Origin of the sequence: Rhodobacter capsulatus (assembly GCF_005144475.1) — a bacterium.
Classification (GTDB): Bacteria; Pseudomonadota; Alphaproteobacteria; order Rhodobacterales; family Rhodobacteraceae; genus Rhodobacter; species Rhodobacter capsulatus_C.
This window is the reverse complement of record NZ_SWJZ01000050.1, coordinates 1-15837: the sequence shown is the minus strand read 5'-3', so window position 1 is coordinate 15837 and position 15837 is coordinate 1. Positions and strand designations below refer to the sequence as shown.

At 67.2% G+C, this 15837-nt stretch carries 10 protein-coding genes; 3 read left to right on the top strand and 7 right to left on the bottom strand.

Going from position 1 to position 15837, the window contains the following annotated elements; translation table 11 throughout:
• Positions 1-32: 32 nt before the first annotated feature.
• From FBT96_RS11995 to FBT96_RS11970, 6 genes are all read right to left on the bottom strand, one after another.
• Positions 33-944 carry a dihydroneopterin aldolase gene (locus tag FBT96_RS11995; protein ID WP_136906947.1) on the bottom strand — a complete coding sequence of 304 codons (912 nt, stop codon included), beginning with the start codon at positions 942-944 and terminating at the stop codon, positions 33-35.
• A gap of 84 nt (positions 945-1028) precedes the next feature.
• Positions 1029-1730, bottom strand: coding sequence for a cell wall hydrolase (locus FBT96_RS11990; protein ID WP_136906945.1), 702 nt, complete (start codon positions 1728-1730; stop codon positions 1029-1031).
• 244 nt (positions 1731-1974) lie between these two features.
• Positions 1975-4512 (bottom strand): putative PEP-binding protein, encoded by a 2538-nt coding sequence (locus FBT96_RS11985; protein WP_136906943.1) that lies wholly within the window; start codon positions 4510-4512, stop codon positions 1975-1977.
• A gap of 138 nt (positions 4513-4650) precedes the next feature.
• Positions 4651-6897 carry a glycine--tRNA ligase subunit beta gene (gene glyS / locus FBT96_RS11980; protein WP_136906941.1) on the bottom strand — a complete coding sequence of 749 codons (2247 nt, stop codon included), beginning with the start codon at positions 6895-6897 and terminating at the stop codon, positions 4651-4653.
• Position 6898: 1 nt separating this feature from the next.
• Positions 6899-7300 carry a DUF6446 family protein gene (locus FBT96_RS11975; RefSeq protein ID WP_136906939.1) on the bottom strand — a complete coding sequence of 134 codons (402 nt, stop codon included), beginning with the start codon at positions 7298-7300 and terminating at the stop codon, positions 6899-6901.
• Positions 7297-8235 carry a glycine--tRNA ligase subunit alpha gene (locus FBT96_RS11970; protein WP_136906937.1) on the bottom strand — a complete coding sequence of 313 codons (939 nt, stop codon included), beginning with the start codon at positions 8233-8235 and terminating at the stop codon, positions 7297-7299. The genes FBT96_RS11975 and FBT96_RS11970 overlap by 4 nt, the downstream gene beginning before the upstream one ends.
• 165 nt (positions 8236-8400) lie before the next feature.
• On the opposite strand from FBT96_RS11970, the gene FBT96_RS11965 reads away from it, so the two are divergent.
• Together FBT96_RS11965 and FBT96_RS11960 are read left to right on the top strand one after the other, a co-directional pair.
• Positions 8401-10203: a trypsin-like peptidase domain-containing protein gene (locus FBT96_RS11965; RefSeq protein ID WP_169583409.1), complete on the top strand. Its 1803-nt coding sequence runs from the start codon at positions 8401-8403 to the stop codon at positions 10201-10203.
• A 137-nt stretch (positions 10204-10340) separates the two neighbouring features.
• On the top strand, positions 10341-13775 hold the full coding sequence (locus FBT96_RS11960) for a pyruvate carboxylase (protein WP_136906933.1): 3435 nt from the start codon (positions 10341-10343) through the stop codon (positions 13773-13775).
• 51 nt (positions 13776-13826) lie between these two features.
• Here FBT96_RS11960 and FBT96_RS11955 read toward each other — a convergent pair whose 3' ends face one another.
• Positions 13827-14972 (bottom strand): alpha-D-ribose 1-methylphosphonate 5-triphosphate diphosphatase, encoded by a 1146-nt coding sequence (locus FBT96_RS11955; protein WP_136906931.1) that lies wholly within the window; start codon positions 14970-14972, stop codon positions 13827-13829.
• A gap of 89 nt (positions 14973-15061) precedes the next feature.
• Between FBT96_RS11955 and FBT96_RS11950 the strand changes: the two genes are divergently transcribed.
• Entirely contained in the window at positions 15062-15733 is a 672-nt protein-coding gene (locus FBT96_RS11950) for a DUF1045 domain-containing protein (RefSeq protein ID WP_136906929.1), read from the top strand.
• Positions 15734-15837: the final 104 nt, after the last annotated feature.

Sequence of the window (15837 nt, the reverse complement as noted above, 5' to 3'; positions counted from 1 at the left end):
AAGAGCCGCCGCTTGGCAAGGTGAAGCGATGCTTAACGGTCGATCGCAACAACCGGCACGCGACTTCCCGCCGGGGCTGAAACATCGCCGTGAAGTTCGAGCCGGGTCGCGGCCATCTGCTCGGCCAGCCACAGGATCAGCGTGCCGGTGTCGCGCACCGCGCCCTTCGGGCCATCGACCGCGTCCAGAACGATCTTCGAGGGCGCCCAGACCAGCATCTGGCCCCGCCGCATCGCCCAGTCGATCTCGGTCCGGGTCGCGACGACGACACAGCGCACATCGCGCGCCGCCAGCACCCAGGCGTTCTGCTCGATCGCCAGAAGATCGATGCGCCGCTGCGTCGGCCGGTGCCCGGTCTCGGGCGGGGCGTTCGCGGGCATCCCCACCGCCAGAATCACCGGCGCCCCCGAAGCCGCCAGCCGGTCAAGCCGCGCCGAGAGATCCGGCGCCGCGATGACATCATTCGACAGATAGGCGACGACCGGATGCAGCGTCGCATCCTCGTCGAGCGCCGTCACCGGCACCGCGGCGCGCGCGCGCACGATCTCTACCCCCAGCGCGCCGGGGCCACGGTCAAGCTTCTCGATCCGCACGAAAACCCGCATCGCGCGGGGCTGCGCCAGGATCCGCTCCGCCACCCGTTCGGCCAGCGTTTCCAGAAGGTTGAGCCGCTCGGCCGCAAGTTCCGCGGCAATCGCCTCGGTGATGCGGTCATAAGACAGGATCCGGTCCACATCGTCTTCGAGCGGTCCGGTTTCCGGCGTCACCTCGACCACGACGTTGAAATTCAGCCGCTGGCCATGGCCGCGTTCCTGCTGAAAGGCGCCGATATCGGCCAGCACGACATGGTCGCGCAGGCTGATCCGGTCGCGCGGATCGGCGGGCGCCGAGGCCAGCGCGCGCTCTTCGGGATGGGCAAAGGCAAGAGACGTGTCGGAGTGCATGAAGGCCACCTTTCGCCCCCAGATATAGAAACGGGGCACACCGAAGCCCACCCCGAAACGTCATGCGCGCACGCGGTTGCGACCTTACTGGATCGCCGCGGTCTGCAGCGGACGCCGGTAGAACGTGTGCGCGCCGATCTGCGCGGTGCGCTGATAGCTGCGCGTCCAGGTCGGGCGCACGCCGATCGTGTGGAAAAAGGTGGCGCCATCGGTCAGCCGCCGCGGGGCGCCGTCGATCATCGCCCGGGCGATTTTCGCCGCCTGATCCCAGGCCTCGCGGTCGCCCGCCTGATCGGGGCGCCCGTCACAGGTCCAGCTGAAGGCGCAGCCGCCACGCCCGCCCTGCCCGACCACGCCGCAGATCGTCTTCGGAAACCGCGGATCGTCGAGCCGGTTCAGCACCACCTCGGCCACCGCGACCTGGCCTTGCAGGGTCTCGCCGCGGGCCTCGTGATAGATCGTCTGGGCCAGACATTCGAATTGCGCATCGCCGCGGGCGCGGGGTTGCAGCGCCAGCCAGCTTGCGTTGATCACCGTGGGGGCCACCACGGTCTTTTCGCGCTGCCACGGCCAGCTGCGCGGCACCGGCGCGGCGGCGATGGCGGCGACCCGGTCGGGCGGAACCGACTGCAGACCGACCCGTTCCTGAAACAGAAGCTGCATCAGCCCCTGCTCGGCGACCGCCGTGGGATCGTTCGACTGGCTTACCGTCGTTTCGGCACGCGAGCCTCCGGCGAGGGCCAGGAGGATAAGCATCCCCCCCGTCCAGCTTTTCAGCACTGACATGATCTTCTTTCGATAAGGACAATCGCCCCGGCCCAGGGCCGCGACGGCACGGGCATAGCCCAGCCGGGCAGGATTTGTCCACCACACGAAAGCACGCGGACCATTTCCACCGCGAAAGCGGCGGAAATCCGCGCAAGAGAGGGGCACGACTCACCCCTCGGGTTACTGAATGCGACTAAAGGTAACGCAAAGAAAACGCCAGAGCTTTTGTTCTGTTAACCCTAAATTCACGCAACATTTTGCGTCAGAATCGATTCCGTGGCGCCAGAAGCGCGAAATGTGCGCCTGCCAACCGGGCGACCGGCACCCTGAAAGGTGAACAGGACACGTAATCGAATCCGGCGGCCCGGCAGAAGGCGATTGATTCGGGGTTGCCGCCATGTTCGCCGCAGACCGAGATCGTCACATCCTGCCGCGCCGCCTTGCCCCGCGACGCCCCCATCAGCAGCAATTCCCCCACCCCTTCGACGTCCAGGATGTGGAACGGGTCTTCGGCATAGACATGCTGGTTGACATAGGTCGACATGAACCGGCCCGCATCGTCGCGCGACAGGCCATAGGTCATCTGCGTCAGGTCATTCGTCCCGAAGGACAGGAAATTCGCATGTTGCGCGATCTCGCCCGCCCGCAGCGCGGCCCGCGGCGTCTCCACCATCACCCCCAGACGATAGGCAAAATCGGCCTTCATCTCGGTGCGCACGGCGCTGGCGACGGCATCGATCCGGGTCTTGACGATCTCGACCTCGCGCGCGGCGGACACCAGCGGGATCATCACCTCGGGCACCACCGGGGCGCCGCGACGGCTGGCCTCGACCGTCGCCTCAAAGATCGCGCGGGCCTGCATGTCGTAGATTTCCGGCACCGTGATGCCCAGCCGCACGCCGCGCATCCCCAGCATCGGGTTGAATTCCGAAAGTGCCTCGACCCGGCGGGTGACTTCGGACAGCGGCCGGTCGAGCGCCTCGGCCAGCTCGCGCATCCCCTCGCGGTCATGCGGCAGGAATTCGTGCAGCGGCGGGTCGAACAGCCGGATGCAGACGGGCAGCCCCGCCATGATGTCGAAAAGCGCGATGAAATCCGCGCGTTGCATCGGCAGCAGACGATCAAGCGCCACCCGCCGGTCATTCGGCGTGTCGGCAAAGATCATCTCGCGCATCACCGTCAGGCGGTCTTCGTCAAAGAACATGTGCTCGGTCCGGCACAGCCCGATGCCGTCGGCGTTGAACATCCGCGCGGTGCGGGCGTCGTCGGGCGTGTCGGCGTTCGCCCGGATGCCGATGTCGCAGACCGTCTCGGCCCAGCGCAAAAGCGTGCGGAACCCGTCATCCAGCGCCGGTTCCAGCATTTCCGCCGTGCCCGCCAGAACCTCGCCATTGCTGCCGTCCAGCGTGATCAGCTCGCCTTCCAGAAAGGTCCGCCCGTCCGGGCCGCGCAAGGACCGGTCGCGGGAATTGATCTGCACCTCGGTGCAGCCGACGATGCAGGGCAGCCCGAGACCGCGGGCGATCACCGCGGCGTGCGAGGTCATGCCGCCGCGTTCCGTCAAGACGGCGACGGCCGCATGCATGCCGCGGATGTCCTCGGGCCCGGTTTCGCGCCGCACGAGGATACAGGGCTCGCCGCGGGCGGCACTGGCCTGCGCGGCGGCAGCGGTGAAGACGATCCGGCCCACGGCGGCGCCCGGACTTGCCGCGATGCCACGCGCAAAGCGGTCGCGCGGCGCGCGCGGATCCACTTGATAATGCAGAAGTTCCGTCAGCGCCCGCGGTTCCACCCGCAACAGCGCATCTTCGCGGGTGATGATCCCGTTCTCGGCCAGCGCCACCGCGATCTTCACCGTCGCCCGGGCCGAGCGCGCCACCCGCACCGCATCGATCACCGAAATCCGCCCACCCTCGACGGCGAATTCCAGCTGCATCTCCTCGCGCAGCCGCGCCCGGCAGCTGGCGCCATAGCCGCACAGCACCGCGAACAGCTCGGGCGCCAGTTCCTCAAGCGACAGCCCGCGCGGATCGCGGGTCAGAAACAGCGTGTCATCAGAGCGCGCGCGCCCCTGCGACTGGCCGCGAAACCGCCCCATGATCCGCGGCGCCCCGGTCACGCTGTCGACGAATTGCATCGTGCCCGAACCGGAAATGCCGGGCCCGATCCCCAGCGCCATGCGCTGCACCAAAAGCCCCAGCACCGCATCGGGCGGCGCCCCCTTGGCCTGACGCAGCAGCCGCGCCGTCGTGCCCTCCCAGGCGCGCGCCATCGAGCGCAGCACCTCGGCCAGTTGCCGGGCGGGGTCTTGCGGGAAGGGCTCGTCGGTTTCGGCGTGATAGGCGGACAGGGCGGCGGCCAGCGCGCCTTCGCCGGGGCCGGCGTGGAACATGTCGGGATCAAGCCGCGCGACATGGGTGGCGTAGCTTTGCACGAAGCGCAGGTAGAGCGCATCGGCGGCCTCGCGCCCGTGGCTGTCGGAGAGCCGCGCATGCATCGCGTCGTTCATGCCGACATTCAAGACCGTGCCCGGCCCGCCCCATTCGGGGTTTTCCGGGGAAGACCGCACCGAAACAAGGAAATCATTGCCGAAAACGGCGGCGATGCGGGCGGTGTCGGGCATCTGCCCGGCGGCGATGGCGCGCACGGTTTCGACCGGCAGGGCGACGGTGGTCGGCACCGGCAGGTCAAGCCGGATCAGCCGTTGCAGACATTTCGCCCGCCAACCGTGCCGGGTGGCCTGCACCGGCGCGGCGGGAGAGAGTTTCACGAACTCGGAGAAGTCGGCGATTTTCTGCATTGCGGCAATTCCCTGACGTCAGCAGGATAGGCCGAATTGTGACGGGCGCAAGCGTGACCTTGGGGCGCGACCGTCAGACCTTCGTGCGGGGGGCCGCCGGAGGAGCCTCCGGCGGGGATATTTGCGGCAAGATAAAGCTCAACCGTCGAGTTTCGTCAGATCGGCGACGCTTTGGCAGATCTGCCGGATGCGCGAGAGCAGGTTGAGCCGGTTGCGCCGCACGATCGGGTTTTCGGCGTTGATCTGCACCGCGGTGAAAAAGGCGTCGATGGGCGCGCGCAGCTTCGCCATTTCGGCCATGGCCGCGGCGAAATCCTCCGCGGCCATCGCCGGGGCGAGCGCCGCTTCGGCGGCATCGAGCGCGGCGAAAAGGGCGCGTTCCTCGTCGACCTCGGCGAATTTCACATCGGCGCCGAAGGAATATTCGACGCCATCCTTGGCCTCGGCCTGGGTCAGGATGTTGTTGGCACGCTTGAAGCCCTGAATGAGGTTGGTGCCATCTTCGGTCTTGAGGAAGGCGCTCAGCGCTTCCGCCCGTTTCACCACCAGCGTCAGGTCGTCATTGCCGGGCATGGCGAGAACGGCGTCGATGACATCGTGACGGATGCCCTCGTCCTTCAGGAAGACCTTGAGGCGGTCGTGGAAGAAGGAGAGGAGGTCAAGCTGAACACTGAAAGCTGATGCAAAAGCAGAATGCGATTGCGCGTCACCCGCCATTTCCGCGTCGCCTCTCCTGACAGCAAATACATCAGTCGGGTAAATCTCTTTATGCGATCGCACGAAATCGCCGATCATATCCTTTGGATCGCCAAGCCGCTTGAAAACACGGCCCTGATCAATGAAGTAATTAAGGTAGGGTACTGGGTAATGCTTCAACATCAACTCACCCAGCCCCAATCTCACCCCATTCCCTAGGACCAGCCGGATCACGCCCAAGGCGGCGCGGCGCAGCGCGAAGGGGTCTTTCGAGCCCGTGGGTTTCTCGTCGATGGCCCAGAAGCCCGTCAGCGTGTCGATCTTATCCGCGAGGGCCACCGCCACCGTCACCGGCTCGGACGGCACGGCATCGGACGGACCCAGCGGCGAGTAATGGCGCTTGCAGGCACTGGCGATCTCCTCGGAAAGCCCCTGCGCACGGGCGTAATAGCTGCCCATCAGCCCCTGCAGTTCCGGGAATTCGCCGACCATGGCCGAGCGCAGATCGGATTTCACCACCAGCGCGGCTTTTTCCGCCTGATCGGGGTCGGCCTTCACAAGCGGCGCAATCTCGCGCGCCAGCGCGGCGATGCGGTCGATCCGGGCCTTTTGCGAGCCGAGCTTGTTGTGGAAGGTCACATTCGCCAGCCCGCCACCCATGCCCTGCAGCCCCTCGGTCTTCACCACCCGCAGGTCATGTTCCCAGAAGAAACGCGCGTCCGACAGACGCGCCGACAGCACCTTGAGGTTGCCCTTGAGGATCGTCGCGCCGTGATCCGCGGTTTCGCGGTTCGCCACGGTCACAAAGCCCTCGATCCGGCCGGTTTTCGGGTTCTTCACCGAGAAGAACTTCTGATGTTCCCGCATCGAGGTTTGCAGCACCTCGGGCGGCAGATGCAGGAAATCTTCCGCAATCGCCCCCATCAGCGCGACGGGGAATTCGACCAGCCCCGCCACCTCGGTCAACAGGCCCTTGTCCTCGACCAGCTCCAGCCCCTGTGCGAAGGCAAGCTGGGTCGCGTCGTGCCAGATCATCGCCTCGCGCTCAGACGAGTCCAGCACCACCTTGGCGGCTTTCAGCTTCGCGGCGTAATCGGCAAAGCCGGTGACGGCAAAGCGATCCGGCGCCATGAAGCGATGCCCGGCACTGGTATTGCCCGACTGGATGCCGTCGATGTCCAGATCGACCACCGAAGCCCCGGTGTCATCGGACAGAAGGCACAGGATCGAATGCAGCGGGCGCACCCATTTCAGCGTGCCATTGCCCCAGCGCATCGACTTCGGCCAGGGGAAGCTGCGGATCGTCTTTTCCAGCACCTCGGCGACGATTTCGGGCGCGGCGCGGCCGGGCTTTTCGATCACCGCAAACCAGACCTGGCCCTTCTTGTCGTCGCGCTTTTCGAGCTGTTCAAGCGTGAGGCCCGTGGAGCGCAAAAAGCCCTGCACCGCGGCCTCGGGCGCGGTGACGGCCGGGCCCTTGCGTTCCTCGCGCAAAGTCGGGCTTTCGGTCGACAGCCCGTCCAGCACCAGCACCAGACGGCGCGGCGTCGAAAACGCCTGCGCATGGCCATAGGTCAGACCGGCCTCGACCAGACCGTCGGTGACCATCTTGCGCAGGGTATCGCGGGCAAAGCCCTGCATGCGCGCCGGGATTTCTTCCGAGAAAAGTTCGATCAGCAGTTCGGGCATGTCAGTTTTTCCCCGCAAGGTCATTCGGTTGCTGCCAGACATAGGCCCGGCCATCGGGATAGACGGCGACGACGCGATCGACGCCGGGGGTGATGTTGCGCGCGCCAAGGAAGGCTATCGCCGTGCCCGCGGCCAGATCGGCGCCGATCCGCGCGGCGTCGAAACAGGCGGGCGCCTGCGGTGCGGGCCGGGGCGCGGCGGCGTCGTAAAGCGCGAAGGTCTCGGTCAGCAACGCGAGCGACAGCGGCGTGCGGAAACAGCCCAGCGCCCCCGGCCCCGCCTGCCAGTCCTCGGTCAGGATCGGCTCGGGCTGGCCGGTTTCGATCGCCGTCAGCGCGACCTCGGCAGGAACCGCGCCCGTCACCAGCGCCAGCACCGTCGCGGCAGGCAGAAGCGGTGTCACGCCTGCGCCTCCGGGCGCCAGCCGCCCGCGGTGGTGGTGACGAAGGCATCGGCGCATTTCTTCGCCAGCGCGCGGACACGGCCGATATAGGCCTGCCGCTCGGTCACCGAAATCACGCCGCGCGCATCGAGCAGGTTGAACAGATGGCTGGCCTTGATGCACTGGTCATAGGCCGGATGCGCCATGACGATGCGCTTGCCGGAATTCGGATCCTCGGCCGGGAAGGAGAGCAGCCGTTCGCATTCCGCCTCGGCATCGAGGAAATGTTGCAAGAGCACCTCTGTATTCGCGCCGTCGAAATTGTGGCGGGAATATTCCTCTTCGGTCTGCCGGAAAATATCGCCATATTTCAGCGGGATCGGCGATGCGGGATCGTTGAAGGGCAGGTCCATCACGTGATCGATGCCCAGCACATACATCGCCAGACGTTCCAGCCCATAGGTCAGCTCGCCCGAAACCGGCTTGCAATCATGCCCGCCGACCTGCTGGAAATAGGTGAATTGCGACACTTCCATGCCGTCGCACCAGACCTCCCAGCCCAGACCCCAGGCGCCCAAGGTCGGGCTTTCCCAGTCATCCTCGACAAAGCGGATGTCATGCAGGCCCAGATCGATGCCGATCGCCTCGAGCGAACCCAGATACAGCGCCTGCAGATCCGGCGGGCTCGGTTTGATCAGCACCTGATATTGATAATAATGCTGCAGCCGGTTCGGGTTCTCGCCGTAGCGGCCATCGGTCGGGCGGCGCGAGGGCTGGACATAGGCCGCGGCCCAGGGCTGGCTGCCCAGACTGCGCAAGGTGGTGGCCGGGTGGAAGGTGCCCGCGCCGACCTCCATGTCATAGGGCTGCAGGACCGCGCAGCCCTTCGAGGACCAATAGGTCATCAGCCGCAGGATGATCTCCTGAAACGAACGGGGCGCAGCAGGTTTTTCCATGTCACCGACCTTGAGAGCGAAACGCCCCCTCTCTAGGCAAGGGGCGGCACAGGGTCAACCGGATGCGGCCCTGCGGGGCGGAAAATGCGGCGATTGGGGGGTGACGCGGACGCGCATCCTGTTAGTTTGCGCCAAAGCCGTGACGGAAAGAATGCAGGGGGCAGCATGGGGGCGGGGAAACGGTCGGCGCTACGCGCGGGCGTGCTGGGGATGACGCTGACGGTCTGGGCCAGTCTGGCGGCCAGTCTGGCGCCCGGTCTGGCGGCGGCGGAGACCGCCTGGGTGCAGATCGAGGCGCTGCCGACGCTGGATCAGGCGCAGACGCGGCTGCGCGATCTGGCGACAAGCTTCCCCGATGCCGCGGGCTTCACCCTGCCGGGCGGCTGGTATGGCGTGGCGCTTGGTCCCTATGACACGCCCGAAATCGCCGCCGAGGCGCTGCGGCAGATGCGCAACGCGGGCACGATCCCGGCCGACAGCTATGTCGCCGACGGCAGCCGGTACCGGGCGCAGTTCTGGCCCGCGGCCACCATCGGCGCCGCCCCTGCCCCCGAAGCCGCCGCCGAACCCACCGCAGAACCCGCCCCGGTTCCAGCCGCCGAACCCACCGCCGAACCGGCGGCCGAACCGGCGCCGCCGCCGGTCGAGACGCTGGCCGATGCGCGCCGCGCCGAGGAGGCGATGGGCCGCGAGGGGCGGATGCGCGTTCAGGACGCCCTTGAATGGGTGGGGGTCTATTCCGGTGGCGTCGATGGCGCTTTCGGACGCGGCACCCGCGCCTCGATCGCCGCCTGGCAGGACAGCCACGGTTTCGAGCCGACGGGCGTGCTGAAATCGGCCGAGCTGCGGCAATTGCTGGATACGGTGACGGCCGAGAAATCCGCGCTCGGCATCACCCCGGTCGAGGAAACCAAGGCCGGGATCGGGATCGACCTGCCGCTGGGGCTGATCGAGTTCGACCATTACGACCCGCCCTTCGTGCATTACCGCGCCAAGGATGCGTCCGGCGTGCGGGTGCTGCTGATTTCCGAACCGGGCGATCAGAACACGCTTTACGGGCTTTACGACGCGATGGCGTCTTTGGAAATCGTGCCGACGACCGGCCCGCGCAGCCGCGACAAATCCGGCTTTTCGCTGGTGGGCGAGGATGCGCAGATCCATTCCGTGACCGAGGTCCGGCTCTCCAAGGGCCTGATCAAGGGCTTCACGCTGGTCTATCCGGCCGCCGACGCCCCGCGGATGGCCCGCGTGCTGGCGGCGATGAAGGCCAGCTTCACGCCGCTGGGCGAGACCGCGCTCGACCCGACCTTGGGCCAGCCGATGGCGGTCGGACGCGCCGATCTGATCGCCGGGCTTGACGTGCGCCACCCGGAATTTGCCCGTTCGGGGCTGTTCATCGATACGCAAGGCACGGTGCTGACCGCCGCCGAGGGGCTGGGCAGCTGCGGCCGGGTCACGATCGAGGATGCGCCCGCGAAGATCGCCTTTGCCGATCCCCGCCTTGGCATTGCCGTTCTGCAGCCGCTCGAACCCCTCGCCCCGCCCGCCGTGGCGCGGTTCGAGACCGTCACCGCGGGGCGCGGCGCGGCGCTGGCGGTGGCCGGGTTTTCCTATCCCGAGGCGCTGTCGGCGCCGGTGCTCAGCTTCGGCACGCTCTCGGACCTGACCGGCCTTGCGGGCGAGACCGAGCGGGCGCGGCTGGCGGTGAAGACGCTGCCGGGCGATGTCGGCGGCCCGGTGCTGGATGGCGCGGGGGCGGTTCTGGGCGTGGTCCTGCCGCGGGACGGCGAGACGGCGAAACTGCTGCCGCCCGAGATGACGGTGGCGGTGCAGACCTCGGCGCTGGTGCCGGTTCTGACGGCGCAGGGCTTTGCGCCGCTGGCGGCCGAAACGGGGGGCACGCTGGCGGCCGAGGACATCTCGGCGCTCGCGCAGGGCTTCACCGTGCAGATCGCCTGCTGGAAGTAAGGCCCCTTTGCAAACATCGCGAAATTGGCCAGTTAATTTGCCCGATTTCGCAAGTTTTGCCTTGCGCCGCGTTGCGGCGCCGTTAGGTTTCGCCCTGACCTCCCGCTGTGCGGGCTGCGTTTTCGGGGAGACCTCACATGTTCGAAAAGATTCTGGTCGCAAACCGCGGCGAGATTGCCATCCGCGTGCTGCGTGCTGCGAACGAACTCGGCAAGAAGACCGTCGCCGTCTATGCCGAGGAAGACAAGCTGTCGCTGCACCGGTTCAAATCCGACGAGGCCTACCGCATCGGCGCGGGGCTTTCGCCCGTCGGCGCCTATCTGTCGATCGACGAGATCATCCGCGTGGCGCAGGATTCGGGCGCCGACGCGATCCACCCGGGCTATGGGCTTTTGTCGGAAAACCCCGAATTCGTCGAGGCTTGCGACAAGGCGGGCATCACCTTCATCGGCCCGAAAGCGGCCACGATGCGGGCGCTTGGCGACAAGGCCTCGGCGCGCAAGGTGGCGATGGCGGCGGGCGTGCCGGTCATTCCCGCGACCGAGGTTCTGGGCGAGGATTTCGACGCGATCAAGCGCGAGGCGGCCGAGATCGGCTATCCGCTGATGCTCAAGGCCAGCTGGGGCGGCGGCGGGCGCGGCATGCGGCCGATCCTTGGCCCCGACGAGCTGGTTGAAAAGGTGCGCGAGGGCCGGCGCGAGGCCGAGGCCGCCTTTGGCAATGGCGAGGGCTATCTGGAAAAGATGATCCTGCGCGCCCGGCATGTGGAAGTGCAGCTGCTTGGCGACAGCCACGGCGGGCTTTATCACCTGTTTGAGCGTGACTGCACCGTGCAGCGGCGCAACCAGAAGGTCGTCGAACGCGCCCCCGCCCCCTATCTGACCGAAGCCCAACGCGCCGAGGTCTGCGCGCTGGCGCTGAAGATCGGCAATGCGGTCGGCTATCAGAACGCGGGCACGGTCGAATTCCTGATGGATATGGACAGCCAGAAGTTCTACTTCATCGAGGTCAATCCGCGCGTGCAGGTCGAACATACGGTCACCGAACAGGTCACCGGCATCGACATCGTGCAAAGCCAGATCCGCATCGCCGAGGGCGCGACCCTCGCCGAGGCGACCGGGGTCGCCTGTCAGGCGGACATCAAGCTTAATGGCCATGCGCTGCAATGCCGGGTGACGACCGAGGACCCGCAAAACAACTTCATCCCCGATTATGGCCGTCTGACCGCCTATCGCTCGGCCACCGGCATGGGCATTCGTCTGGATGGCGGCACGGCCTATGCGGGCGGCGTGATCACCCGTTACTACGACTCGCTTCTGGTGAAGGTCACCGCCTGGGCGCAGACCCCGGATCAGACGATCAAGCGGATGGACCGGGCGTTGCGCGAATTCCGCATCCGCGGCGTCAGCACGAACATCGATTTCGTCATCAACCTGCTCAAGCATCCGACCTTCCTCGACATGAGCTACACGACGAAGTTCATCGACACGACGCCGGATCTGTTCGCCTTCAAGAAGCGCCGCGACCGGGCGACGAAGATCCTGACCTATATCGCCGACATCTCGGTGAACGGTCACCCCGAGACCGCGGGCCGTCCGAAACCCCATGCCGAGGCGAAGCCGCCGCGCCTGCCCGCCCTGCGCGGCCCGGTCACGCCGGGCACCCGCGACAGGCTCGACCGCGACGGCCCGAAGGCGGTGGCGGACTGGATGCGCGATCAGAAGAAGCTTTTGATCACCGACACGACGATGCGCGACGGCCATCAGTCGCTTCTGGCGACCCGGATGCGCTCGATCGACATGATCAAGGCGGCGCCGGTCTATGCGGCGAACCTGCCCGGGCTCTTCTCGGTCGAATGCTGGGGCGGCGCGACCTTTGACGTGGCTTACCGCTTCTTGCAGGAATGCCCCTGGCAGCGGCTGCGCGACATCCGCACCCGGATGCCCAATATTCTCACGCAGATGCTTTTGCGCGCCTCGAACGGGGTCGGCTACACGAATTACCCCGACAACGTGGTGCAGTTCTTCGTGCGTCAGGCCGCGAGTTCGGGCGTCGATGTCTTCCGCGTCTTCGACAGCCTGAACTGGGTCGAGAACATGCGCGTGGCGATGGATGCGGTGGTGGAAGCGAACAAGATCTGCGAAGGCACGATCTGCTACACCGGCGACATCCTGAACCCGGATCGGGCGAAATACGACCTGAAGTATTACGTCGGCATGGCGAAGGAGCTGGAGGCCGCGGGGGCGCATGTGCTGGGCCTCAAGGACATGGCGGGGCTTTTGAAACCCGCCGCCGCCCGGGCGCTGATCACCGCGCTGAAGGAAGAAGTCGGCCTGCCGATCCACTTCCACACCCATGACACCAGCGGCATTGCGGGCGCCACCGTGCTGGCCGCGGCCGATGCCGGGGTGGATGCGATCGACGCGGCGATGGATGCGTTCTCGGGGGGCACCTCGCAGCCCTGCCTTGGCTCGATCGTCGAGGCGATGGCCCATACCGAGCGCGACACCGGCCTTGATATCGCCGCGATCCGCGCGCTGTCGAACTACTGGGAAGGCGTGCGGCATCAATACGCCGCCTTTGAAAGCGGTCTCGAAGCCCCGGCCTCGGAAGTCTATCTGCACGAAATGCCCGGCGGGCAGTTCACCAACCTGAAGGCGCAGGCGCGCAGCCTTGGCCTTGAGGAACGCTGGCACGAGGTGGCGCAGGCCTATGCCGATGCGAACCAGATCTTCGGCGATATCGTCAAGGTCACGCCGTCGTCGAAAGTCGTGGGCGACATGGCGCTGATGATGGTGGCGCAGAACCTGACGAAAGACGACGTGCTGAACCCGGCCAAGGACATGGCCTTCCCCGACTCGGTGGTGGACATGCTGCGCGGCAACCTTGGCCAACCGCCCGGCGGCTGGCCCGAGGCGATCGTGGCCAAGGTGCTCAAGGGCGAGACCGCCAGCACGGAACGGCCGGGCAAGCATCTGCCGCCGGTCGATCTGGAAGCGGTGCGGGCGAAGCTCTCGGCGGACATGGAGGGCCGCGCCGTCGATGACGAGGATCTGGCGGGCTATCTGATGTATCCCAAGGTCTTCCTCGATTACATGGGGCGGCATCGGAGCTATGGCCCGGTGCGGACCCTGCCCACCCCGGTCTTTTTCTACGGCATGGCGCCCGGCTCGGAAATCACCGCCGAGATCGACCCCGGCAAGACGCTGGAAATCCGGCTGCAGACCGTGGGCGAGACCGACGAGACCGGCGATGCCAAGGTGTTCTTTGAACTGAACGGCCAGCCCCGCGCGGTGCGGGTGCCGAACCGGCAGGTCAAGGCCGCGACCAAGGCGAAACCGAAGGCCGATCCGGCGAATGCGGGCCATGTCGGCGCGCCGATGCCGGGCTCGATCGCCGCGGTGGCGGTGACCGTGGGGCAAAAGCTGCGTCCGGGCGATCTGATGCTGACGATCGAGGCGATGAAGATGGAAACCGGCCTGCATGCCGAGCGCGAGGCCACGGTGAAGGCGCTGCATGTCACCCCGGGCAGCCAGATCGACGCGAAAGACCTGCTGATCGAGCTGGAATAGGCCGCTCCGCGCCAGAACAGGCAGCGGGCGCCCCAAGGGGCGCCCGTTTTCTCAACCGACGCGGCGCCCGCGCACCCAGACCCCGCGCAGCGCCGCCGTGCGCTCCACCCGATGCGCCCGGATCAGATCGGCGCGCAGCCCCGGCGCGATCCGGCCGCGATCGGCCAGCCCCACCGCCTGCGCCGGCGCCGCCGTCACCGTGGAGAGCCCGCGCGCCACATCCCCCCAGATGTCGCCCAGAAGCAGCGCCGCCGACAAAAGCGCCCCCGGCACGTAATCCGACGACAGGATGTCCAGCAGATCCGCCTCGGCCAGCGCCTGCGCCGCGACATTGCCCGAATGCGAGCCGCCGCGGATCAGGTTCGGCGCCCCCATCATCACCGCGATGCCATGATCGCGACAGGCCTGCGCCGCCTCGAAGGTGGTCGGAAACTCGGCAAACCGCACCCCATGGCCGTGCGAGACGGCGACATGCTCGGGCGTGGTGTCGTCATGGCTGGCCAGCGCCGCGCCCAGACGGCGCGCGGCGGCCACCGCCCCCGCCTCATGCGCCGCGCCGTGCCGCGCCTTCAGCGCCTTTTCCTGCTCGACATGGGTCAGAAACTCCGCCTCGCTCAGCCCGTGTTTCTTGCGCACATAATCGCGCAGCTTCGAGAGGTCGCGAAACTGCCGCGCGCCGGGGGTGTGATCCATCAGGCTGACGATGCCCACCCGATCTTCGGGGCCGAATTTCGCCAGCTCGTCGAGCAGCGTTTCCGAACAGATCTCGGCGCGCAGATGCAGGTAATGCGAGATCCGGACCCCGTCCCGCGCCCGCATCTGCAAGATCTCGTCGGCCAGCGCGCGCGCATATTCGCGGTAGTCCGAACGCCCCCCCGACGCCCCGATCGAGCCCACCCGCAGCGCGTCGAAAACCGTGGTGATGCCCACCGAACACAGTTCCGCATCATGGGCGATGATCGCATCGGCATGCGGCCAGGCCACTTTCGGACGCGGCTCGATATGGCGCTCCAGATTGTCGGTGTGCAGCTCGATCAGCCCCGGCGCCAGCAGATCGCCGTCGCAATCGAGCGCGCCTTTCGGCACCGCGCGCCCCGCGCCGATCTCGGCGATCAGCCCGTCGCGCAGCACCAGATGCCCGGGCATCACGCCCTCGGGCAGCACAAGCATGGCATTGGCCAAAATCGTCTCGGTCATCCGTTTCTCCGGGGGTTTTGTTTGCAAACAGGGGTTTGGCAGGCGATTGTCACATTGCGGTGACGCTTCGGTGCGACAGGGGGGCCATGATGATCAAACGCCATGCACTCTATTTCGCCCCCGCCGATGCGGGATTGTGGCAGGCCGGGTCGGGCTGGCTGGGCCGGGATGCCGCGACCGGCCGCCCGGTCGGTCAGCCCGCCATCGCCGGGCTTGCCGCGGCCACCGCGGCGCCGCGCGCCTACGGCTTTCATGCCACGCTGAAAGCGCCGTTCCGGCTGGCCGCCGGAACCACGCCCGGGGCGCTGCACGCCGCGCTCGCAGAGACCGCCGCCCGGCTTGCCCCGGCGCCCCTGCCCGGCCTTGCGGTGACGCGGCTTGGCCGGTTCCTCGCGCTCTGCCCGCAGCCCCAGCCCGCGGCGCTGACCCGCCTCGCCGCCGAGATCGTGACCCGGTTCGAGCCCTTCCGCGCGCCGTTGAGCGCGGCGGAAACCGCCCGCCGCCGCCCCGAGCATCTCAGCGCGCGACAGCGCGAGCTGCTCGCCACCTACGGCTATCCCTTTGTTTTCGAGGAATTCCGCTTTCACATGTCGCTGACCGGCGATCTTGACGCCGAAACGCTCGACCGGCTGGCGCCGCTGGCGCAGGATTTCTTCGCGCCGCATCTGGCACAGCCGCGCTGGCTTGATCGGCTGTGCCTGTTTGGCGAGGATGAGACGGGACGGTTTCATCTGCTGGCGGCTCATGCGCTGTCGGGCTGAAGCGCCGCGATCAGCGCGGCGATCCCGGCCGCGGGCGGGCCGTCGTTCAGCACCCGCACCGCGCCCAGCCCCGGCGGCAGCGCCAGCGCCGCCCGGGCCAGCCG